Origin of the sequence: Vibrio sp. 10N.222.52.B12 (assembly GCF_002875385.1) — a bacterium.
Lineage (GTDB): Bacteria > Pseudomonadota > Gammaproteobacteria > Enterobacterales > Vibrionaceae > Vibrio > Vibrio jasicida.
Genome location: NZ_MDAW01000120.1, coordinates 1 through 21,960 on the forward strand (window position 1 = coordinate 1; position 21,960 = coordinate 21,960).

General features: G+C 45.6%; 23 protein-coding genes. 13 read left to right on the forward strand and 10 right to left on the reverse strand.

What is annotated here, in order from left to right:
- Positions 1–95 precede the first annotated feature (95 nt).
- Together truC and BCT11_RS13685 are read right to left on the reverse strand one after the other, a co-directional pair.
- Positions 96–863: a tRNA pseudouridine(65) synthase TruC gene (truC, locus tag BCT11_RS13680; RefSeq protein ID WP_038879143.1), complete on the reverse strand. Its 768-nt coding sequence runs from the start codon at positions 861–863 to the stop codon at positions 96–98.
- A gap of 5 nt (positions 864–868) precedes the next feature.
- The gene (locus BCT11_RS13685) at positions 869–1,183 is read right to left on the reverse strand and encodes a YqcC family protein (RefSeq protein WP_038864800.1); all 315 of its coding nucleotides are present in this window, start codon (positions 1,181–1,183) and stop codon (positions 869–871) included.
- Between the two features lie 76 nt (positions 1,184–1,259).
- Here BCT11_RS13685 and BCT11_RS13690 point away from each other — a divergent pair, with 76 nt between their 5' ends.
- Both BCT11_RS13690 and BCT11_RS13695 read left to right on the forward strand, forming a co-directional pair.
- Positions 1,260–2,297 (forward strand): DUF3549 family protein, encoded by a 1,038-nt coding sequence (locus tag BCT11_RS13690; RefSeq protein WP_102388529.1) that lies wholly within the window; start codon positions 1,260–1,262, stop codon positions 2,295–2,297.
- A 13-nt stretch (positions 2,298–2,310) separates the two neighbouring features.
- Complete coding sequence (locus BCT11_RS13695; protein ID WP_039976952.1) at positions 2,311–2,610, forward strand: DUF3301 domain-containing protein; 300 nt, start codon at positions 2,311–2,313, stop codon at positions 2,608–2,610.
- Here BCT11_RS13695 and BCT11_RS13700 read toward each other — a convergent pair.
- A complete protein-coding gene (locus BCT11_RS13700; RefSeq protein WP_038864682.1) occupies positions 2,570–3,055 on the reverse strand; it encodes a GNAT family N-acetyltransferase in 486 nt (161 codons plus the stop codon). The genes BCT11_RS13695 and BCT11_RS13700 overlap by 41 nt on opposite strands.
- Positions 3,056–3,960: 905 nt before the next feature.
- Between BCT11_RS13700 and BCT11_RS13710 the strand changes: the two genes are divergently transcribed.
- The 3 genes from BCT11_RS13710 (at position 3,961) to BCT11_RS13720 (ending at position 5,512) form a co-directional block, all read left to right on the forward strand.
- Positions 3,961–4,254, forward strand: coding sequence for a hypothetical protein (locus BCT11_RS13710; RefSeq protein ID WP_042600062.1), 294 nt, complete (start codon positions 3,961–3,963; stop codon positions 4,252–4,254).
- Positions 4,251–4,694: a YaiI/YqxD family protein gene (locus BCT11_RS13715; RefSeq protein WP_038864678.1), complete on the forward strand. Its 444-nt coding sequence runs from the start codon at positions 4,251–4,253 to the stop codon at positions 4,692–4,694. The genes BCT11_RS13710 and BCT11_RS13715 overlap by 4 nt, the downstream gene beginning before the upstream one ends.
- 92 nt (positions 4,695–4,786) lie before the next feature.
- Positions 4,787–5,512: a MipA/OmpV family protein gene (locus BCT11_RS13720; RefSeq protein ID WP_102388530.1), complete on the forward strand. Its 726-nt coding sequence runs from the start codon at positions 4,787–4,789 to the stop codon at positions 5,510–5,512.
- A gap of 54 nt (positions 5,513–5,566) precedes the next feature.
- Here BCT11_RS13720 and BCT11_RS13725 read toward each other — a convergent pair whose 3' ends face one another.
- From BCT11_RS13725 to BCT11_RS13735, 3 genes are all read right to left on the reverse strand, one after another.
- On the reverse strand, positions 5,567–7,153 hold the full coding sequence (locus tag BCT11_RS13725; RefSeq protein ID WP_102388531.1) for an AbgT family transporter: 1,587 nt from the start codon (positions 7,151–7,153) through the stop codon (positions 5,567–5,569).
- Between the two features lie 228 nt (positions 7,154–7,381).
- Complete coding sequence (gene ykgO / locus BCT11_RS13730) at positions 7,382–7,507, reverse strand: type B 50S ribosomal protein L36 (RefSeq protein WP_005380299.1); 126 nt, start codon at positions 7,505–7,507, stop codon at positions 7,382–7,384.
- A gap of 3 nt (positions 7,508–7,510) precedes the next feature.
- Complete coding sequence (locus BCT11_RS13735; protein WP_038864672.1) at positions 7,511–7,771, reverse strand: type B 50S ribosomal protein L31; 261 nt, start codon at positions 7,769–7,771, stop codon at positions 7,511–7,513.
- A 127-nt stretch (positions 7,772–7,898) separates the two neighbouring features.
- Here BCT11_RS13735 and tsaA point away from each other — a divergent pair, with 127 nt between their 5' ends.
- From tsaA to BCT11_RS13760, 5 genes are all read left to right on the forward strand, one after another.
- The gene (tsaA, locus tag BCT11_RS13740; protein ID WP_038879134.1) at positions 7,899–8,594 is read left to right on the forward strand and encodes a tRNA (N6-threonylcarbamoyladenosine(37)-N6)-methyltransferase TrmO; all 696 of its coding nucleotides are present in this window, start codon (positions 7,899–7,901) and stop codon (positions 8,592–8,594) included.
- A gap of 110 nt (positions 8,595–8,704) precedes the next feature.
- A complete protein-coding gene (locus tag BCT11_RS13745; protein ID WP_063344108.1) occupies positions 8,705–10,420 on the forward strand; it encodes a proline--tRNA ligase in 1,716 nt (571 codons plus the stop codon).
- Between the two features lie 172 nt (positions 10,421–10,592).
- The gene (locus BCT11_RS13750; RefSeq protein WP_102388532.1) at positions 10,593–11,261 is read left to right on the forward strand and encodes a tellurite resistance TerB family protein; all 669 of its coding nucleotides are present in this window, start codon (positions 10,593–10,595) and stop codon (positions 11,259–11,261) included.
- Positions 11,262–11,374: 113 nt separating this feature from the next.
- Positions 11,375–11,581: a YaeP family protein gene (locus BCT11_RS13755; RefSeq protein WP_038864665.1), complete on the forward strand. Its 207-nt coding sequence runs from the start codon at positions 11,375–11,377 to the stop codon at positions 11,579–11,581.
- Positions 11,581–11,772: a DUF4250 domain-containing protein gene (locus BCT11_RS13760; protein ID WP_038864663.1), complete on the forward strand. Its 192-nt coding sequence runs from the start codon at positions 11,581–11,583 to the stop codon at positions 11,770–11,772. The genes BCT11_RS13755 and BCT11_RS13760 overlap by 1 nt, the downstream gene beginning before the upstream one ends.
- A gap of 92 nt (positions 11,773–11,864) precedes the next feature.
- Here the strand turns inward: BCT11_RS13760 and BCT11_RS13765 are convergent, their stop codons facing one another.
- Positions 11,865–13,229 (reverse strand): sodium-dependent transporter, encoded by a 1,365-nt coding sequence (locus BCT11_RS13765; RefSeq protein WP_005436738.1) that lies wholly within the window; start codon positions 13,227–13,229, stop codon positions 11,865–11,867.
- A gap of 359 nt (positions 13,230–13,588) precedes the next feature.
- Between BCT11_RS13765 and BCT11_RS13770 the strand changes: the two genes are divergently transcribed.
- Entirely contained in the window at positions 13,589–16,129 is a 2,541-nt protein-coding gene (locus BCT11_RS13770) for an Ig-like domain-containing protein (protein WP_102388533.1), read from the forward strand.
- Between the two features lie 77 nt (positions 16,130–16,206).
- Here BCT11_RS13770 and BCT11_RS13775 read toward each other — a convergent pair whose 3' ends face one another.
- Both BCT11_RS13775 and BCT11_RS13780 read right to left on the reverse strand, forming a co-directional pair.
- A complete protein-coding gene (locus BCT11_RS13775) occupies positions 16,207–16,950 on the reverse strand; it encodes a YggN family protein (RefSeq protein WP_102388534.1) in 744 nt (247 codons plus the stop codon).
- A 59-nt stretch (positions 16,951–17,009) separates the two neighbouring features.
- Complete coding sequence (locus BCT11_RS13780) at positions 17,010–17,489, reverse strand: GreA/GreB family elongation factor (RefSeq protein WP_054756493.1); 480 nt, start codon at positions 17,487–17,489, stop codon at positions 17,010–17,012.
- Positions 17,490–17,580: 91 nt separating this feature from the next.
- On the opposite strand from BCT11_RS13780, the gene BCT11_RS13785 reads away from it, so the two are divergent.
- Positions 17,581–19,506 carry a RecQ family ATP-dependent DNA helicase gene (locus BCT11_RS13785; protein ID WP_039976943.1) on the forward strand — a complete coding sequence of 642 codons (1,926 nt, stop codon included), beginning with the start codon at positions 17,581–17,583 and terminating at the stop codon, positions 19,504–19,506.
- On the opposite strand, the gene dinB is transcribed toward BCT11_RS13785, so the two are convergent.
- Positions 19,503–20,531: a DNA polymerase IV gene (dinB, locus tag BCT11_RS13790; RefSeq protein WP_042603798.1), complete on the reverse strand. Its 1,029-nt coding sequence runs from the start codon at positions 20,529–20,531 to the stop codon at positions 19,503–19,505. The two genes, BCT11_RS13785 and dinB, sit on opposite strands and share 4 nt — an antisense overlap.
- Before the next feature lie 197 nt (positions 20,532–20,728).
- On the opposite strand from dinB, the gene BCT11_RS13795 reads away from it, so the two are divergent.
- Entirely contained in the window at positions 20,729–21,943 is a 1,215-nt protein-coding gene (locus BCT11_RS13795; RefSeq protein WP_102388536.1) for a diguanylate cyclase, read from the forward strand.
- Positions 21,944–21,960 lie beyond the last annotated feature (17 nt).

Consider the following 21,960-nt stretch of genomic DNA (forward strand, 5'->3'; position numbering starts at 1 on the left):
CGGAAAGCCGCGATGAACCATTTAAAAGGGGTTGGTATAGATACCACCCCCTTTCTTTTTGATTGAATCAAAGCGGAGCTCATCAAACTAACGGCTTATTGCACCAATGATTCATCCCACTCGAATCGTGCAAACAATTTTTGCCACGTTTCATCAATACCCGCTTTCATTACGATTTCTTGCTCGGTAAATGGGTGGACAAAACGTAACTCCGACGCGTGCAGCAACAAACGGTGAGAATCAAACTCTGTACGATACAACTTGTTATGCTTACCATCACCATGGCTGGTGTCACCGACGATAGGATGACGTAGGTGGGCCATGTGGCGACGCAGCTGATGCTTACGCCCTGTCTTTGGCTGCATTTCCATCAAGCAATAGCGAGTGGTTGGGAACTTACCTGTTGAATACGGCACCTCAACTTTCGCTAACGGTTTGTAGGCTGTCACTGCATCCTGCGCTTCTTTCTCTTGCGAAGCGAACTTATCGGCAATTTTATCCAGCTCAACTTTTAGCGCGTAATCGAGAACGCCTTCTTCTTCGATCCAGCCGCGAACGATCGCGTGATAGGTTTTCTCCATCTTATGTTCAGCAAACATCGGCATCACTTGCGATGCAACTTCACTCGACAATGCAAACACAAGCACACCAGACGTCGGACGATCCAGACGGTGCAAAGGAAACACATGTTGGCCAATTTGGTCGCGCAGCGTTTGCATCACGAAAACTGTTTCGTGTTTATCTAACCAACTGCGGTGCACCAACATACCTGCAGGCTTATTTACTGCAACAAAGTACTCATCCTGATAAACGATCTCCAATTCCACTGGAGTAACAACTTGTGATGTTTCTTGTTCTGACATTGAGATTACTTACATAGTTCGTCGATGGTTCGGATGGTTACAAGTAGCTCAGCATAATGTGGTTCTTGCTTCCAAGCTTCCGCGAAATACGGTTCGATAGAAAAGCCACGCGGCAAAGGCTGGTTACTTTCCACTAACGCGCGCATACGTGCAATAAAAATCCATTGTAACCACTCATGGGGATGCAGCGTATCAATCGCGAAAGGTTCTGTGCTCTGTAACGCTTCTGTCGTAGGCATGGTTTGTTGCCACAGCTCATAGTGCTGTAATTGCGCTTCAAGTTGTTGAAGTAAGTCGACCAATTGGATGTTTGTTGCCATTAATTCCGTCTCGAACCTTGAATTAGCCGAGAATGATACCATTTCTTGTGAAAAGAACATTAGGATGTCGTATTTAATGGAAAACATTCAAACACTCACCCAGTTGCTTAGCAACAGCCAATGTGAGTATCAAATCTTCGACCTTGGTCGTCGTATCAAGACCATCGATCCACAAGTCTTCGCCGACGTAGAAAAAGGCCAGTGCCCTTACCCATTCCCAATGCAACGTAAAGCGCACCTCGCGATAGCGTATTGGAATGAACAAAAACAACCGTGGATTTGGTTTCTAAAATTTGAGCTGGATGAACGTGGTTTGCTAAAGCAATCCGATATCGGTAACTTCATTAAATACGTTGTAGAGGCGATGGGAACTCGTCTGAATGAGGAAATGTCGGAAGAGCAACAACAAAAGCTTTCTAACAACCCATATACTTTCAAACCCGCTGAAGAGAAGATGGCGGTATTTCATAGCCGAGTTCGCGCTAGTTTAGATTTACCCACCAGCCAGTATTACGAACATACTCAGCACTATTTCACTGGTGGTCTCGGTTGGGAAAACTGGCAAACCGTTGGTCTACAAGGTATTACTGATATGGCCGCACGCCTTGGCCAAGAGCAAAATGCGGTGACACTACGTAAGGCCTTAAACCATCTACCAAACGAACCACGCTACGCTCTGCTTGGTGCTTTAGAACATGTAGAACTGCAAGAGCGCCTAGCACAGCGTATTGCAGAACAAGCACAGCAAGAGATTGAAAGTGATGAGCCTGATCTGTTCCTATTATCTGCGTTAATCCGTGCTCTAGCAGGCGCATCGTCGGAAATTTCACTGCCAGTGTTAAACACAATTTTACAAAGCCCACGTTTAAGTCATCAAGAGGTCTTAATTGGTATCGCAGGCCGCACTTGGCACTTATTGGCTGATGCAAATGTCGCTGAGCAGTTTTTACTGCGCCTTGCTCAAACAGGCAACCAAGCACTCTTCAACCAATTATTTGCCGACTTAGTGATGCTGCCAGAACTAAGAATGGTTCTGCTACCTCTATTACACTCTAGCCCATCGGAAGAGCTAGCGACGGCATTAGTCAAATTACAGCAAGCGACCAAGGGATAATAAAGGATTAGGGATGATTGGTGACTTACTAGCCATTTTAGGACTGTGCTTTTTCTGCTTTTTGTTTTGGCAACAAAGACGCCAATCAGAATTAGCGAAAGCGGCTATTACACGCAAATGCGAGCAACTTGATCTGCAATTGGTCAGCATCGCATTTGGTGCACATAAAATGAAAACGCCAGACGGAATCTGGCGTTGGCATACAGTGTATCAATTTGAGTTCTCATCTCTTGGTGACGATTGCTACCAAGGAGAATTGACGATGATCGGGTTTAGGCCGCTGAACTTTCACCTACCGCCACATCGCTTGTAAATTCCATTTCAAAGTAAGGGCCGTATAGGTCCTTACTTTCTCTTGTCTTTGTAAATCCAAGTTTTTCCAGTACTGCCATGGATGCTTTGTGATGACTATTCACATTTGCTTTGACTTTGTGTAGTCCAAGCTCACGGCACGCCTTCGGGAAAAACGCCTTTAGCGCTTCTGTTGCTAATCCTTTACCCCAATAAGCTTTATCAAAGATAAATCCCAGCTCTGGTTCATGCTCCAGATTCGAAATGAACACGTGTCCCATATAGTCACGGCTGGTACTTTCAAGTACCGCCATACTGTAGACATTCTCATCATCCAGAATCTTCTCAAACAACTGTTTCGCAGAAGACACGGTATGTGGTCCATTCATCTCTGCGCGATTCTTAGCGCAGCAATTTAACATCACGAACTCTAGTTGCAACGACTCATTGTAGGGTAGAAGAAGCATTCTTCTGGTTACTATGGTCACATCTGTTCCTTGATTACAGCAAACTTAATTTATCCGCATAGCAGAAGCTCAAGAGCTATTCATTTGTTATGCGGTACATAACGCCTTTTAGAGAAGCCGAAAGTTAAACCAACTGATTGGAAAGGATATTGATCTGGATTGTTTTTTATTCAGTGTTATGAGGAATTTATAAATTATGTGATATTGACACTTTTAATTATCTGAAATTATGAAAGTGCAAAATAAGAAAGACCCCGACACTAGCGTATCGGGGTCATAGTCTTACTCGCAGCAGTCCGGCTACTAAATAGTGCTCCATGCATCATCCATAATAGTGGCTGATTCCGTCAGCTTAGTCCTTACGTCGCCGTCCTAGCGGTGTCCTTATCATCCTGATAGCTAACAATCCTCGTTAGCGCGCATCACTTGTTCCTTGAGCGGTGTCCATTGCATCTTCCTGATGCTGTCCTTACCTCAATCCTAAGAGGGGTCCATTGTCTATCCTTAGTCATCAACATCCTATTGATGATTGTGTCCTTACAATGTCCTGCGCTCCGTGCTTGATCACTCATCCTGAATAATCAAATCGTCGTCCTGACGATGACCAAATCCTTGGTGCTTTCCTGTTCCATGTCTGCTTCCTGCCGACAAGGTTTAATTTACGCTTTTCCTTGTAAATCACAATCAGCCCAAGATATTCTTTTGTTTGAAAACTTAGTTAAAAAGATGTTAAATCGTTATTTTTCAAAATCTTATGCCAACTAATTTCTTTTGTTCTGACGACGAAATCGTTTTCTCTCACAACCTCTGTGAGAGATCTCGCACAAGGGTCTGCCGAAATTGCCATTCGCTAATTTCAGCGCCTCAACGTATGATGACAGAAGTCATTTTAGTAGGGACAAAATATGTTAACTCAAGACGTCACTAAAGAGCTGGAAGCCGTGATGGAGCAGTTGCAACAGCAAGGTAAAGAGCCAACCGTTGCTCTGGTCAAAGCTCGAATGAAAACGCCTGTGCCTATGCCAGCATTAATCGCAACCATCAAAAGTTGGAAAAGCGCGAATCGCATTCCTAAAGTTGAAGTTGCGGTACAAACACCGAAAGAAGAAGATCGCATCACTGTTCTGGAAAACACGGTAGCTAAACTGGTGGCTCGTGTTGAAGAGCTTGAAGCCAAACTAAATGAGAAAACAGCATGAAATTATGGGTAGATGCAGATGCTTGTCCGAAAGTCATTCGTGAGACTATCGTACGTGCGGCTGAACGAACCGGTGTTGAGTGTACCTTTGTTGCAAACCACGTAGTTCCTGTACCAAAGCGTGCCAATATTCACTCTCTGCAAGTGCCTGCCGGTTTTGATATTGCGGATAACGAAATTGTTCGTCGTGTCGAAGCCAATGATCTGGTGATCACATCAGATATTCCACTTGCAGATGAAGTCATTAGCAAAGGCGCATTGGCACTAAGTTCACGAGGCGAGCTTTACACGAAAGATACTATCAAAGCGCGACTCAATATCCGTGACTTTATGGATACCATGCGATCAAGCGGTATTCAAACGGGAGGGCCAGCAGCGCTGTCTCAAACGGAACGTCGCGAGTTCGCCAATCACCTCGACAGAATCCTCGCAAAACGGTAGGCATTCATTTTTACCCACGAAAATCGTCGCCAGTGAAATGAGAACCTCAAAACTCCGTTCTTTGTTGTTATAACAAGAATGGAGTTTTATTTATGAACGCACGGATCGTCGTCCCCTTTTCATTACTTTTCTTTTCTACGACATTGCTTGCCAGCCAAGAACCCTTTGGCATTGTTGGCGGTAGTATCACCTCTGGCGAAAGCGCTTTTTCCGTCAAAGACACACCTCAGTTGGGTGCGACACCTAACTTGTTCTATTCCGGCCCTATCGGTTTTGTCGATGGTAGCTTAGCAAACTGGCAGGCGTTACCTTATGTGGGGCTATCAGCAAACTGGCGCTTCGCGGAAGTCTCCGATACGTTTGCCGATCTGCCAAACGGCATTGACGATCGTGATGGGAATGGTGAACTTGGTATTACTTTGGGCACTGTTGGCGCAAGATTGACTTATCTGCATGATGTCACCTCAGATCACAATGGTTACGAAGTTCAACTGCATCTCGGCCGGACACTAGAGACTTGGTTACCACCGTTTACCCTCACCCCCTTTCTAGAAGTCGATTACCGAGATAAAAAACTCTCTAACCATCTGTACAGTGTCTCTGCGCGAGAAGCGGCAGCATCAGGGCTAAGAGAATTTAAAGCCAATTCTACTTTTGTTTACCAAGCAGGACTTATTGGTCTTTATGAAGTCACACCATCTTGGATTGCAATCACCAAAGCAGAATTTATTCATCATGACAGTGACAGCACATTGATACAGCGTGATATAGGTTGGTCGTTAGAAGTCGGTCTAACCTATCGTTTCGCAGGTCTTTGAACGAAAAAAGCCTGCGATAAACGCAGGCTTTGATTGAGCTGAGTGAGGTGCCTATTAAGGCGTGTAGTATGTCGCTGCACCAGGACCTACTGGTAGACCGAATACGAATACCCACAGATAGAACAGTACACTCCAACCAACAAGGAAGACAATCGAGTAAGGCAACATGGTCGCGATCAGCGTACCGATACCTAGATTCTTCATGTAGCGCGTTGCTACCGCAAGGATAAGACCGAAGTAGCTCATCATTGGTGTGATGATGTTCGTCGTTGAGTCACCGATACGGTAAGCCGCTTGAATGGTTTCAGGAGCGTAACCGACTAGCATTAACATTGGTACAAAGATTGGTGCTGTTACTGCCCACTGTGCTGATGCTGAACCAATCATCAAGTTGATGAAGCCACACATTAGGATGAAGGCGAAGAACAGCATTGGACCAGTTAGACCAATTTCTTGAAGGAAGCTTGCGCCTGCTACTGCAAACACTTGGCCAAAATTCGTCCACTTAAAGAAAGCAACAAATTGCGCCGCGAAGAATACCAGTACGATGTACATGCCCATTGAAGACATTGACTTCGACATGGCATCAATGACATCACGGTCATTCTTCATCGTACCAACTACGCGACCGTACACAAAACCCGGTACCGCGAAGAAAACAAAGATAAACGCGACGATACTCTTCAAGAATGGAGAGCCCGCTACTGTGCCAGCGTCAGAACGTAGAACACCATCAGTAGGAACAATAGTCCATGCTAGTAGTGCAGACACTGCCAATACTGCGATACCCGCAAGCTTAAGGCCTTTTTTCTCTACGTCAGTTAGACCGCCCATCTTGTCTTGAGACAAGTCTTCAGCCGCTTCTTCGTCATTATATTTACCAAGTTTTGGTTCAACGATTTTCTCAGTAACAAATGCACCGGTAATCGCGATGAAGAAGGTAGAAACAAACATGAAGTACCAGTTTACTTCTGGACCAACAGAGTAAGTTGGGTCAATCATCTGTGCTGCTGTTTCAGTGATGCCTGATAGCAGTGGATCAACCGTACCGATAAGTAGGTTTGCAGAGTAGCCGCCCGACACACCAGCAAATGCAGCGGCAAGGCCAGCTAGTGGATGACGACCTAATGAGTGGAACAACATTGCTGCCAGTGGAATCAGTACCACGTAACCAAGCTCAGAAGCCGTGTTTGAAATGATACCAGCGAAAACAACGGTTACAGTAACCATGCGCTGAGAAGCGCCCATTACTAGGCCACGCATTGCAGCAGAAAGTAGACCAGAATGTTCTGCAATGGCAACACCAAGCATCGCAACCAAGACGGTACCTAACGGTGCGAAGCCAACAAAGTTTTTCACTAGATTTGTAACAATCAGCTGTAAGCCTTCAGCATTTAGCAAGCTTACGACTTGAATCATACCATCAGCAGCACGGCCAGGCGCACCCTCTGGGCGCGGATCGACAACGGAAACTTCAAAGTAACCAGCGATACCCGACATAACTAGGATTGCAAGACAGAAAATGGCGAAAAGTGTGATTGGGTGGGGTAAAAGGTTCCCCAAATATTCAACTGTATCTAGAAAACGCGTGAACAGCGGCTTCTTTGGTGAGTTTTGTTTCATTGAAGCAGATGAACTCATCTGTTCCCTCCTTGTATTTATTCCTGCGCATTTGTGACAAAAATGTCATAAAGCTTGCGCAGGGTACTCGACACAAGGGTTAAGTGAAAGTTCAAAACGTTACAGAATGTAACTCAAAGGCGGATTTATGACCCATTATCGATAAAAATATAGTTATATCACCCACATACAGATCATAAATCAGAATTATAAGTCACAACATCCCATAAATCGACACGATATTTATGGTTATTTCTGCACCGCCTTAAAGCGTGGGTTCGTTTTGCAAATAACGTATAAACGCCCTCTTCTTTTTACGATCTGACAATCTGGGTGACGGCTTTTTGCGCTCTTTAATGACTTAACAACCTTCATTTTTTACTCCTTATCTTTATTGAATTGACCAAAGCGGCGATTGAAGTTCGCAATACGACCTTCAGCTTGTACGACACGTTGCTTGCCTGTGTAAAACGGGTGAGAGGCAGATGACACATCCAGTGTGAAATATGGGTAAGTCTTGCCGTCTTTCCATTCAATGGTGCGATCAGTCTGTAGTGTCGAACCAACAACAAAGTATTCGTCTACGCTGGTGTCATGAAATACTACAGGACGGTATTCAGGGTGAATGCCTGGTTTCATACTAAAATTTCCCTCTTGAAGAATTGTTATAATATAACATATCAATTAGGAATCATTCTCAACAAAAAAGCAAGCGGAATTTTGTGGTACTTTAGTTTTCATCTTCCATGTATAAGACACCATATTCATGTATTCCATTGAGCCTATTGGCGTAATTGAAAGCCCATATAAAGAGAAGTTTGCGGTCCCTCGACAACCTCGCTTGGTGCCTGCGGCGCATTCACGTGTCAAACTTCAAGGCGCAGCAAATAGTCCAGAAGCCCTTCGTGGTTTAGAGCAGTTTTCTCATGTATGGCTACTGTTTTTGTTTGATCAGAACTTAGAAGCGGGATGGAAGCCCACCGTGCGTCCGCCTCGTTTAGGAGGCAATGAACGTGTTGGCGTCTTTGCGTCACGTTCTACTTTCCGTCCCAATGGCATTGGCATGTCGGCAGTGGAAGTCAAAGGTATTAGCAAGAAAGGCGATCAGATCTATTTGGATCTTGGTAACGTAGACTTGGTCGATGGCACGCCAATTGTTGATATCAAACCATACATCCCCTACTCAGATTCTATTACAGAGGCACAAGGTGGCTACGCAGAAGACGAACCCGAAACATCTCAGATCGGCTTTTCTTCAGCTGCACTAGCGGCACTCAAAAAGCGCAGCGATACTGAGTATGTCAAAACAGTGATCGAGCAGGTTCTGGCACAAGATCCTCGTCCGGCTTACAAGAAAAACAAGCCTGACAGTAAGGAATATGCGGTAAATTTGTTCGATCTGAACGTTAAGTTCACGGTTAGCGATAACTTAATAACAGTTACTGCGATTGAAAGCTTTTGACAAAGGCATTTGGCTGATATTATAAGCGGCTAACAATTTTCCCTTTGTGGGACCTCATGCTCCTGTCCATTCTGGCTTGAGTATCTAACTTTAATAAACGGATAAATTTAATGCGTACCAGTAATTATCTTCTTTCTACTCTGAAGGAGACTCCAAACGACGCAGAAGTAGTGAGCCACCAGCTCATGCTACGCGCGGGTATGATCCGTAAGCTGGCTTCAGGTCTATACACCTGGCTGCCTACTGGTCTACGTGTGCTGCGTAAAGTCGAAAACATCGTTCGTCAAGAAATCGACAATGCAGGTGCAGTCGAAACTTTGATGCCCGTTGTTCAGCCGTTTGAACTATGGGAAGAGACAGGTCGTTCTGAGAAGATGGGTCCTGAGCTACTTCGCTTTACTGACCGTCATACTCGTCCGTTTGTTCTTAGCCCTACAGCTGAAGAAGTGATCACTAGCCTTGTGCGTAACGAAGTGAGCTCTTACAAACAGCTTCCGCTAAACCTGTACCAAATCCAGACTAAATTCCGTGATGAACGTCGTCCACGTTTCGGCGTAATGCGTGCACGTGAATTCTGCATGATGGATGCATACAGCTTCGACATCGACAAAGAAGGTCTAGAGAAATCTTACCAAGCGATGCACGACGCTTACTGTAAAGCATTCGATCGCATGGGTCTTGAGTACCGTCCAGTACTTGCTGACTCTGGCGCTATCGGTGGTAGTGGTTCTCAAGAGTTCCACGTACTTGCTGAAAGCGGCGAAGACCTAATCGCATTCTCTACTGAGTCTGATTACGCAGCGAACATCGAAAAAGCAGAAGCGGCAGCACCTGCAGGTGAGCGCGCTGAGCCAACTCAAGAGATGACGTTGGTTGATACGCCAAACGCGAAAACAATCGCGGAGCTTGTAGAGCAACACGGTCTAGCAATCGAGAAGACAGTAAAAACTCTATTCGTTAAAGCCTCTGATGAAGTAGATGCTGACATCATTGCTCTTATCGTTCGTGGTGACCACGAGCTAAACGAAGTGAAAGCAGAAAACCTACCTCAAGTTGCTTCTCCATTAGAGATGGCATCAGAAGAGGAAATGCGTGCACTGATCGGTGCTGGCGCTGGTTCTCTAGGCCCTGTTGGTCTTGAACTGCCATTCATCGTTGACCGCTCTGTTGCTGTAATGAGCGACTTCGGCGCAGGTGCAAACATCGACGGCAAACACTACTTCGGTATCAACTGGGGCCGTGACGTTGAATTAGGCCAAGTTGAAGATCTACGTAACGTAGTAGAAGGCGATCCAAGCCCATGTGGTCAAGGTACGCTAATGCTTAAACGTGGTATCGAAGTTGGTCACATCTTCCAACTAGGTAATGTTTACTCTCAAGCGATGAACTGTGGCGTTCTTGGTCCTGACGGTAAAAACGTTATCCTAGAAATGGGTTGTTACGGTATCGGTGTATCTCGTGTTGTTGCTTCTGCAATCGAGCAAAACCACGACAAATACGGCATCATTTGGCCAGACGCACTAGCGCCTTTCCAAGTGGCTATCGTGCCAATGAACATGCACAAGTCTGAAGAAGTGAAAGAAGCGGCTGAGAAGCTGTACGCTGAACTGACGGCTATGGGTATCGAAGTACTATTCGATGACCGTAAAGAGCGCCCAGGCGTGATGTTCTCTGATATGGAACTTATCGGCATTCCTCACACTATCGTGATCGGTGATCGTTCAATGAAAGAAGGCAACTTCGAGTACAAGAACCGCCGCTCTGGTGAGAAAACAGCGATTGCTATGGCAGACATCGTTGAACACATTAAAGCTCAACTGCAATAAGCTGCAATAAGCACATTGTGCTGAATACAGAGTGATAAAAAGGGTTGGCTTCGGTCAGCCCTTTTTTACGTCTGTTTTTTAAGCCTTTTGGCCCTACCTAATATTGGCGCTGTTAATCTTTGGTTCAGACTCATCACCTTACACTGGATTCAATCTAGTAAGGAGGTCATTCATGGATCTAAAAAGTCTTCTTAACCAAGCGCTCAAATCAGACCTAATCAAGCAAGGTACCGATGCGATTGGTAAACAAACCAGCAATATCAAATCCTCATCAAGCTCTAGCCAACTGAAAACACTTGGTGCCGGCGCGATTGGTGGCGGTCTTATCGGCATGTTAATGGGCTCTAAAAAGAGCAAAAAGATGACCAAGAAAGTCGGTACAGGCGCACTCAAAGTCGGTGGCGCAGCGGCATTAGGTGCTCTGGCTTACAAAGTCTACAATGATTGGCAAGCGAAGCAGGACACACAGGGCGTCAACGAAAGCTTCGATCCTGATGACAACAAACATGCAAAACTGATCCTTAAAGCCATGATTGGTGCAGCCAAAGCCGATGGCCACGTCGATGAACAAGAAATGGCTCGCATCGAACAAGCACTGACAGAAATGGGCGCAGATGATCATGTAAGACAGTTGGTTCATCAAGAACTGCACAAGCCGCTCGATCCAGCAGAAATCGCGCGTTTAGCAACGTCGCCACAACAGGCATCAGAAATTTATCTGGCGTCGTTGATTGTGGCCGATGAGCAAAACTTTATGGAGAAAACGTATTTGCAGGAGCTTGCGAAGCAACTCAACCTTTCTCCAGAGGTCACTTATCAGTTAGAAGCACAATTACAGTGATGAATGTTTGCTCAAGTTGCGTGTTAACTTGAGCCAAAACAATTCTCTGCTTTGAGTTTCAAAACGGCTATGTGTATATTTGAGAGCAGTTATCATTTCTTAAGGATTTAGCCATGCAAGTATACGGCTGTTGTGAATTAGTTCGTGAGCTTTACGCTCAAATCGGTAGTGGCGATCAAGGCTACATTCCTCAAGCGATCTCGTGTGCAGTAAAAGCGTTAAACGACATCGCTGCCGACGAATCCCTACCAAAAGAAGCTCGTGAAAAAGCCGCGTTTGCAGCAGCAAACCTGCTGATTTCAGATTTTGAGGATAAGTAATGAATCTGGCAAATTTTGAGTCCATGGATCCAATCATGTTAATGAGCATCGTCAATATGAAGCTGCGTGACGACTTTGCCGGTGATCTGGATAAGTTGGTCGTATTTTTTGATATCGACCGTGCTGCGCTTGAAGCAAAGCTGGCGACGGCAGGTTTCGATTTCTTACCTGATGCAGGTCAGTTCCGTTAATCGTGAGCCGAGACGGATAGCAAAAACACGAATAGAAAAAAGGGCTTGATGCATTCATCAAGCCCTTTTCTTTTATGTTTTGAGTCAGCTTATTAGCCGAACGAAGCCCAGATAACAGTCGCCACGAGAATCGGACAAACAAACTTCACGTATGCAGGCCACAACTTACCAAACCAACCTTGGGTGAACTCAGGACAACCTTGTTCAAGCTCTTTGATTTTCGAGTGACGATTCCATACCCAACCACCAAACAGACAGAACAACAGTGCTGCCATAGGTTGTAAGTATTGCGTCGCGATAGTCGCAACCATGCCAAATAGTGCACCGAAGTTAAATACGATAACCACACTGAACAGCGCAATCAGGCCACCCAATACCCAGCTTGTCGTGCTGCGTTTAGTGTTGAATCGCTCACCAACCAGAGCAACCGGACATTCAAGCATCGAGATAGATGACGTCAGTGCTGCAATCGTCAGCAGTAAGAAGAACACGATTGAGAACAGTTGGCCAAGCAAACCTAAGCTATCAAACATCAGCGGTAGAACTGTAAATACCAATGTATCTGAACTTAATAGCGAACCATCTTCTGCATAGATTTGAACGCCTTTTTGCATCGCAACGAACATTGCTGGCATCACCACTAGACCAGCAATAAAGGCAACTGCGGTATCGACCATAGTCACGTTCATCGCCATCTTCGGCAGGTTCTCTTTCTTACTTAGGTAAGAGCCATAGATAAGCATCGAACAGCCACCGATGGTCAGTGAGAAGAAGCCTTGGCCCATTGCGGCAAGGATAAGTTTGCGATCCCATACTTTCTCGAAATCAGGCACTAGGTAGTGCTTCAAACCTTCCATCGCACCGTTTTGCGTCATGATGTAGATGAACAGCAAACCGAACAGAACAAACAGTGCTGGCATTAAACGTGTTGACCACTTCTCAATGCCCTGCTTCACGCCGCCTTGTACGATCAAAATGGTTAATACATAAAATGTAATCGTACCAAACAAGTTGCGTTCAACGCTGAAGCCTTTCAACCATTGTGTCGCCGCTTCCATACCCATGATGTCGGTCACTGCGCCCAACATAAAGCAGATCAACCAACCGCCTACAATCGAGTAAAACGCCAAAACCGCACTTGGCACACTCAGACCAATCCAACCAACTAGGCCGCCAAGCTTCTTGCCCACAGGGTTGTCTGTTAGAGAACGCATGCTGTCTACTGGGTTTGCTTGACCATGACGACCGATCGCCATTTCAACCACCAGCATTGGGAATGCAACGATAAGAATCATCACCAAGTACACCAACAAGAAGGCACCACCGCCGTTACTTGCTGCTTGGGTAGGAAAGCCCCAAATGTTACCTAGACCCACTGCAGCACCTGCTGCCGCTAAGATGAATCCAAGGCGTGAGCCAAAATGCTCACGAGGCTGAGAAGAAGTTTGTTGTGTCATACCACTCACACAAAATATCAATGAACTAGCTGACTAGTACATTATAGCAATACCTTCTACTCAACAAGAGTCATTAGGTTAATTACTCGACAATCAGATCAATTAGCAGACATTCAGTTTGTAAATTTCCACGTACATCTCATATTCGCCAAGTATCGTTTTTTGTCTTTTTGATGAATTTATAAATCAGCGTGAAGTGAGCCGAAAAATAATGAGCCGAGTTGTAAAGTACGAATAGTTCAACGTGATTTCGTGTTGAAAAGTGAAACATAACGCTTCGAATTTCTCTCCTGATGTCTATTTATCAACTAGTTATCTAATTAGTTCAACAGAACATCTTGTAACTCAAGGAGAGAAAAATGAAGGTCACGCTACTGCATGGTGCGGTCATCGCGGCACTCAGTGTCAGCTACCAAGCTCAAGCTTATAACTGCCAAAATTTATCAGCATGGGATGGTACCACCGTTTATAACTCTGGCGATCAAGTACGGACCCAAGGCGCAGCTTATGAAGCGGCCTATTGGACCCAAGGCAATAATCCGGTAAACAACTCGGGACCATGGGAGGCTTGGAAAGGCCTTGGGCAATGTGATGGTGGCGGTACAAACCTACCTCCAACAGTCTCATTCTCTTCTCCAACCGATAACGCACAGATACCAGAAGGCAGCGTAATAACGCTATTAGCCAATGCTGCTGATGAAGATGGGCAAGTGGCTCAAGTAAAGTTCCTTGCTGGGAATCAAACTGTTGCAATGGTAAGCCAAGCCCCTTTCCAAGCTAACTGGACAGCAGTAGAGGGTGTCTCTCAGTTAACGGCAATCGCCACCGACAACGAAGGTGCGGTAACCACAACCAATGTTTCTATCTTCGTTCAACCACAAACCGAATTGCCACCTCCAACCGTTTCTCTAACGAGCCCAACAGGTACAGAAACACCAAGTGTAGGTGACACTATTTCGGTAACGGCCGATGCAGCAGACAGCGATGGTTTAGTCACCCAAGTTGAGTTCTTCGTAAACAACCAATCCGTGGCTGTCGATACTGCGGCTCCATATGAATATGTCTGGACGGCGGCAGTCGGTACTCATACCTTCAAAGCGCAAGCAACCGATGATTCGAACCTGTCAACCATGAGCCAAGAAGTCTCGCTCGTCGTCAGCGACTCTAGTTCTGGCGGTTGTGCAGACGCCGTGCCTTATGTGGCAGGTAACCGCTATGAAGCAGGTGCACTCGTCTCTAATCTCAACCAGAAATATCGCTGTGATGTTGCAGGCTGGTGTTCTTCTGATGCAGCCTGGGCTTATGAGCCGGGTGAAGGTTTGTACTGGCAGGATGCATGGACTGGGCTAGGAGCCTGTTCGACACCGCCTCAAGTCGCTATCACCGCACCAAGCGAAGGCCAAGTATTACTCGCAGGCGACAATGTTGAAGTCTCGGCGGATGCCAGCGATGCAGACGGTAACGTGACTCAAGTGGAGCTCTTCGCCAATGGCACCAGTTTAGGTGTGGTTGCTCAAGCACCATACTCAGTCTTGTGGAATACAACGCTAATTGGTACCAATCAACTTAAAGCCGTTGCAACAGACAACGATAACAACACGTCCGAGTCTGTCGTTAACGTGACTGTGAGTGACCAAGATTTGGTGATTTCATTGACGTCACCGAGTACAGGTCAAACCGTCGGTTTAGGTAAAAATCTCGTTCTAAGCGCGGATGCAACCTCACTAACCTCTGGCGTGAAACACGTCGACTTTATGGTGAACGGTGCAATTGTCGCAACCGACACGACAGCACCTTACTCGGCGAACTGGACACCTGCCGCGATTGGTAGCTTTACGGTAAGCGCTCAAGCCACCGATCTTGCAGGTACAACAGCGCTTTCTGATGCGGCATCGATTACGGTTGTTGAACAAACTGAGAAACGTCATAAGTTGATTGGCTACTGGCACAACTTCGTGAACGGTGCAGGCTGTCCTATCCGCCTCGCCGACATGTCTGATGCATGGGATGTGATTGATATTGCCTTTGCAGAAAACGACCGTAACAGCGATGGTACGGTGCACTTCAACCTGTACTCTGGTGACATCTACAGTGATTGTCCTGCGCTAGACCCAACTCAATTCAAGCAAGACATGGCCGCACTGCAAGCTAAAGGTAAGAAGTTCGTTCTGTCTCTTGGTGGCGCAGAAGGCACGATTACACTCAACACAGACCAAGATGAAGCAAACTTCGTATCGAGCCTAACCGCATTGATTGCCGAATGGGGCTTCGATGGTTTGGATGTGGATCTAGAAAGTGGCTCTAATCTGCTGCATGGTTCGCAAATCCAAGCACGTTTAGGTGGTGCTTTGTTGCAAATCGAGCAGAACATGGGCGGTGATATGTACCTAACCATGGCACCTGAGCATCCTTACGTACAAGGTGGCTACATTGCTTATAGCGGTATTTGGGGCGCATACATTCCTGTGATTAACGAAACACGCAGCACACTCGACCTGCTACACGTTCAGTTATACAACAACGGTGGCTTGCCAAACCCTTACTTACCAGGATCGGCACCAGAAGGCTCAGTGGATATGATGGTGGCGCAATCTAAGATGTTGATTGAAGGCTTTGAATTAGCAGACGGCACCATGTTTGAGCCACTGCGTGATGACCAAGTCGCGATTGGCTTGCCGTCGGGTCCAAGTTCAGCTAACTCAGGTCAGGCGCCAACACAGAACATCCTAGACGCATTAGATTGCTTAACCAAAGGCACTTCATGTGGCACAGTGAAACCAGCATTCAACTACCCGAACTACGCTGGTGTGATGACATGGTCAATCAATTGGGATGAACACGATGGCTTTAACTTCTCGAAACCAGTGGGCGATAAGTTAACTCAGATGAATGCGGAATAACTCGTATAGATACTGAATAGTACCCATGTAAAAAGAGCGCCGATAACAGGCGCTCTTTGTTATTTGTGTTTCGCGAATTAAATCGTGAAGACTTGGTAATCTTTTAACACTGGGATCTTCTTCAGCAGATCTTGCTCTTCACCTGCCATATCATCCAGTGATTCACACAAATCTTCCGCTTGTTTTTCGACGTCTTTCGAATGCTCAGCTAAGCGTTCTTGTACCTTGGCTTGCAGTTCCGTCATGCTTTCAGACAGCGCAGTCAAGTTCAAACCACCGTCTTCTTTCATCTTGGCAGACAAAGCGTCAAATGCGCTGGTTAGGAATTCTTTGTTAAAGATTTCTTGTGCCTTTTCGAAGTCTTGTGACCATGATTCTGTCATCGAGTCAAAACTGTCAGCAGGCAGAATAAAATCACCGTCTTTGTAGTAACGGGCTTCTACATCGGCAAAGAAATCCTTTACCGCAACCTTAACGTTATCAAACGAATCAGGCGCATCAAGGCTTACTGCGATATCATCGATGATGTCATTTGCTAGGGCTAAGCCATCACTCGCGAGCTGTTTCGCTTGCGGAATATAAGCATTCATCTTCTCGCGGTAACTTTCAATTGCCGCTTTTTGATCATCATCTAGCTCGATCATTTCACCTTTGATGAACAGGTTATTGTCTTCATCGACGACCGCTTTTTCACCATTGGCATGTACGATTTCTAAGTTCTGACCATCCATACGAACTTCGTTGTTAATATCAACGCGACACTGAGCTGCGTAGCCACTGGCACTGATAGTCAACAAGGAGAGCGTGAGCAGTTTCTTCATTACTTTCTCTTTTTCATGATTATTCTGTTTAACTATAACAGCCACCTATGGGTGGGATGTCAGCAAATCGTCACGACTTCATAACAAGTTGTTTTATCGCCAATTTTCATCTCTACGTCCTCCCCTTCTTCTTTACCCATCAAAGCACGACCAAGAGGGGATTTAGGGGTAAGTACAAACACCTCTTTGCCTTGCCATTCGACAGTCAGTCCGCCCGAGCGAGGGCCGATAAAGAAGGCTTTTTCAACATCGTTCTCGTCCACTAATTCCACATAAGCACCAACCGCGATACGAGCATCAACAAAATCACGCAACACAAGAGTGCGGTACTGGCGAAGCTCTTCTTCACTTTCTTGTACGCGCATTGCCTGTCCATGCGCAAGATAAGATGCCTCAAGTGCTAGCGTATCGTATTTATGCTCAGGGACAGTTTCTTCATCTGTCGCAGCGTCAATAGCTCGCTGTGTAGAGGCGTGAGCAACTTGCAGCTTCTCTTCTAAGTGTTGAATGATAATTTGGACTAAGTCAGCTTTGTTCATACTTTTAGGGCGCGCATTAAGCATTTAGAATGTGGTAATTTAAAGAATCGTTTTCTGCGACAGTTTACCATCAAATAGAGGTTTCCCTATTATGCAAAGTGACCCACTTCAGCAAACACTTCAGTCTGTGTTTGGTTTTGATTCTTTACGATCAGGACAGCAACCCGTCATTGAAGCTGTGATGAGTGGTCATTCCGCTGCCGCAATCTTTCCGACTGGCTCAGGTAAATCACTGTGTTACCAACTGCCCGCGACTTTGCTACCCAATCTAACGTTAGTGATCTCGCCGCTTTTGGCTTTAATGAAAGACCAATTAAGCTTTTTACAAAGTCGAGGGATTCCTGCGGCATCAGTGGACAGCAGCCAAAGTCGCGAAGAAACTCAACAAGTAATGGCGGGCGTAAAAAGTGGCAAGATTAAAATCTTGATGATCTCGGTTGAACGCTTGAAGAACGAGCGCTTTCGAGAGTTTATTCGTCAAATTCCTATCTCTTTAATGGTGGTCGATGAAGCGCACTGTATCTCTGAATGGGGCCACAACTTCCGCCCTGATTACCTCAAACTTCCGCAATATCAGCAAGACCTCAACATCAAACAATCTCTATTGTTAACCGCCACTGCAACCCCTGCGGTTATTGAAGATATGCAGAAGAAGTTCAATATCGCGAGTGAACACATTACAGTGACTGGCTTTTATCGCCCTAACCTTAATATCTCCGTTATTCCTTGTGAAGAAGCGAATAAGCCCACTCAACTTGGCGATCTTATTACGGCTGCACCAAAACTTCCGACCATCGTCTACGTGACACAGCAGCAAACCGCCGAGCAAGTGGCAAAGTCTTTGATCCATTTAGGCGTCAATGCACATGCTTACCACGCTGGCATGAAAAGCGAAATCCGCGAACAGATTCAACATCAATTTATGGCGTCACAAATTGACTGCATTGTCGCGACCATCGCGTTTGGTATGGGAGTCGATAAATCCGACATTCGCCGAGTAATTCACTTTGACTTACCTAAGTCAATCGAGAACTACGCGCAAGAAATTGGACGTGCAGGGCGTGATGGCGAGCGTTCAGAATGCATTTTACTTGGGAATACTTCGGGCTTAACCGTCCTAGAAAACTTTGTGTTTGGTGATACCCCAGAACCGAGCTCAATTCATTATGTGTTGGAGCAAATTCGCGAGCATGCTCCTCAATGGGAAGTAATGGCTTTGCGTTTATCTCGAGACAGTAACATTCGTCAATTGCCATTAAAGACACTGCTAGTTTATTTGGAACTCGCCCAAGTTATTACCGCAAAATACAGTTATTTTGCTGAATATCGCTTCAAGTTTTTGCAAGATCAGCAATTCATTCTCAACCAATTTCACGGTGAACGTCGCCAGTTTATTGAGGCTATTTTTACCTGTTCGACAAGGGCCAAAGTTTGGTGTCAGGTTGATTTGGAAGCGCTGTGGATGCATTACCAATCGGAGAGAAGTCGAGTGGTTGCGGCTTTGGATTACTTCCATCAAAACGGCTGGATTGAGCTGGAAAGCAAACAACTAACAGATGTGTATTCTGTCCTTCCAGAAACTCAAAGCCAAGACGGACTCGCTCAGCATTTGGTTGAATTATTTCAATCCAAAGAACGCAAGGATATTGAACGTATCCATACCATGCTGAATTTATTCCAATCTGACGATTGCTTGAGTCATCAACTGGCCCATTACTTCGCTGATCACAATGCACCGACGCAATGTGGTCACTGCTCAGTATGTCGCGGGCACGTCGCTACGTTTCCAAGCTCTCAAAATGAAATACCTGAACTCACTCACCTATCAGCATGGATTAACGAATTCATCCAACTATCACCTACCGCCGTCAGTAATGCAGCGGTTTCTCGCTTTTTATGTGGCATTAGTACGCCACTTATCACTCAGTTAAAAGCGAGCAAACTGCAAGGTTATGGAGCAATGGCGAATGTCTCTTTCGAGCAAGTATTGAAACAAGTGGAAATCGCTCGATCCTAGAAAAAGCTCAATTGACGAGCTTGTGCTTCGGGCTTGAGCATCACACTCAAGCCCAGTAAACGAATTTCTCGACCATTTTGGCGCTTAAGAATATCACGCAGCAGCACCTTGAAATCCTCTAGTTCCAACTGGGGATGAATGTGCTCAATCGTCGTAAGCTGAAAGTCAGCAAACTTGAGCTTGATGCCTTGCTTGATGATCGATTTATCTGGATTGGCTTTCTCTAGCCGTTTTTCTAATTCTGGGTAGAGTTTTTCTTCTATTACTTTCCAGCATTCATCGTAAGTCGAGATGTTCTCGCTAAACGTACGCTCAACACCAACTGATTTACGTTCACGCTCTACCACTACTTCACGATCGTCAATACCGTGACTGCGTTTCCATAACGAAGCACCTTGACGCCCGAACTGACGCAGCAGTTCACGATAGTCACTGTTTTTAATATCTTCACATAAGTAGAACCCAGCTTGATGAAGTTTCTCCAAACTGACTTTGCCTACTCCAGGAATTTTTTCGAGTGGAAGTTTGTCCACCACCTCCTGAACTTTATCCGGCGGGATCACAAACTGACCGTTTGGCTTATTCATGTCAGAGGCTACTTTGGCAAGAAACTTAATCGGTGCGATGCCCGCTGATGCGGTCAATCCCAGTTCAACATGTATATCGTGGCGAATCGATTCGGCAATTAAAGTTGCAGAGCCTCGACATGCTGATGAGTCCGTGACATCGAGATAAGCTTCGTCTAAAGAGAGAGGCTCGATGATTTGCGTGTAACGCTCAAAGATGGCACGAATCTGCTGAGAAACTTGTTTATACACGTGCATGCGCCCCGGAACCACAAGCAGGTTCGGACATAGTTGTAATGCTCTTGCGGTTGGCATTGCACTGCGTACACCAAACTTACGTGCTTCGTAATTGCACGTGCTGATAACGCCTCTCTGCTTTTCATGCCCACCAACCGCAAGGGCGACTCCCCGATAATTTGGGTTATCGCGCATCTCAACGGCAGCATAGAAACAATCCATATCAACGTGAATTATTTTTCTTATTCTTTCAAGCACGATCTACACACAAAACAAACACTGTTTAAAAAAACAGTATAGCCATAAATAGCCGCTTTGAAAATAGTGTTATTTGGAGTCAATAATCTGAATTATTGATAGCACTGTATTCACATTTCGTTATTATTGATGCAAGTAACACTAAAAGTAGGGACACTTCTTTGAGTAAGAAAATACTGGTTGTCGAAGACAGTCGCGCCTTCAGAAACTATTTGCATCAAATCTTAAGCCAGGCTGGTTATGAAGTGCTTGCCGTAGAGAGTTTTGAAGAAGCTAAATCCTTTTTGATGAATGAACATGACTTATTATGTGCCATTCTCGACTATTGTTTGCCGGACGCACAGGATGGAGAGATCATCGACCTCCTCCTTGCTTGTAAGCATAAGGTCATTGTGCTGACAGCCATGTTTCAGGAAGATATTCGAGAGCAAATGTTGGCAAAAGGTGTATTGGACTACATCCTGAAAGACAGCATGGCATCTGTCTCTTATCTTCTGCCATTGCTTAAGCGCTTGACCAATAACCAGCACCACAAATGTTTGGTTGTTGATGATTCGATGACCGTTCGTCACCATGTTGTTCAGCTATTAGAACATCAATACATTCAAACGCTTCAAGCCGAAAATGGACAAAAAGCCATTGAGCTCATTGAGCAAAATCCCGACATCACCTTAGTTTTGACAGATCATGACATGCCGGTAAAAGACGGCATCACTATGATCCGAGAACTGCGCCAAAAGCTGGATAAAAACCAACTGGCTATCCTAGGCATCTCTGGCAGTGACGACCACACCATGACCGCACGCTTTCTGAAGGCTGGCGCTAACGACTTTTTATATAAACCCTTCAACCAAGAAGAATTTTTCTGTCGCGTCCATCAAATCTTAGACATGAAAGAAGCGACTACCGAATTGTTCCGGATGGCCAACCAAGATTCATTAACTGGCTTATGGAATCGTCGATTTTTGTTTGGTCAAGCTTGTTGCGGGTGTGAACAGCGCAACATCGCGATGCTAGATATCGATTTCTTCAAAAAGGTGAATGATAATTACGGGCACGACGGGGGGGATGCAGCCTTGGTGATGGTAGCGAATATCCTGAAGATCTATTTCCCAGAAGACGTGATTGCACGCTTTGGTGGTGAAGAGTTCTGTATACAATCTTGTGGCAGTTATGATGAATTCGTCAATCGACTGGAACAAATGCGTCAACGTGTAGAGAAAACACCCGTACCTTATCAGGACGAGAGTATTCAAGTAACGATTAGCGTTGGAGTATCAAACATCGACGGCAACCTTGACCAACAGATTAAGGTAGCGGACGACCGGCTGTATCAAGCAAAAGGGAATGGCCGAAATCAGACCATTTACCAGTAACGAACATTCACTGCTCA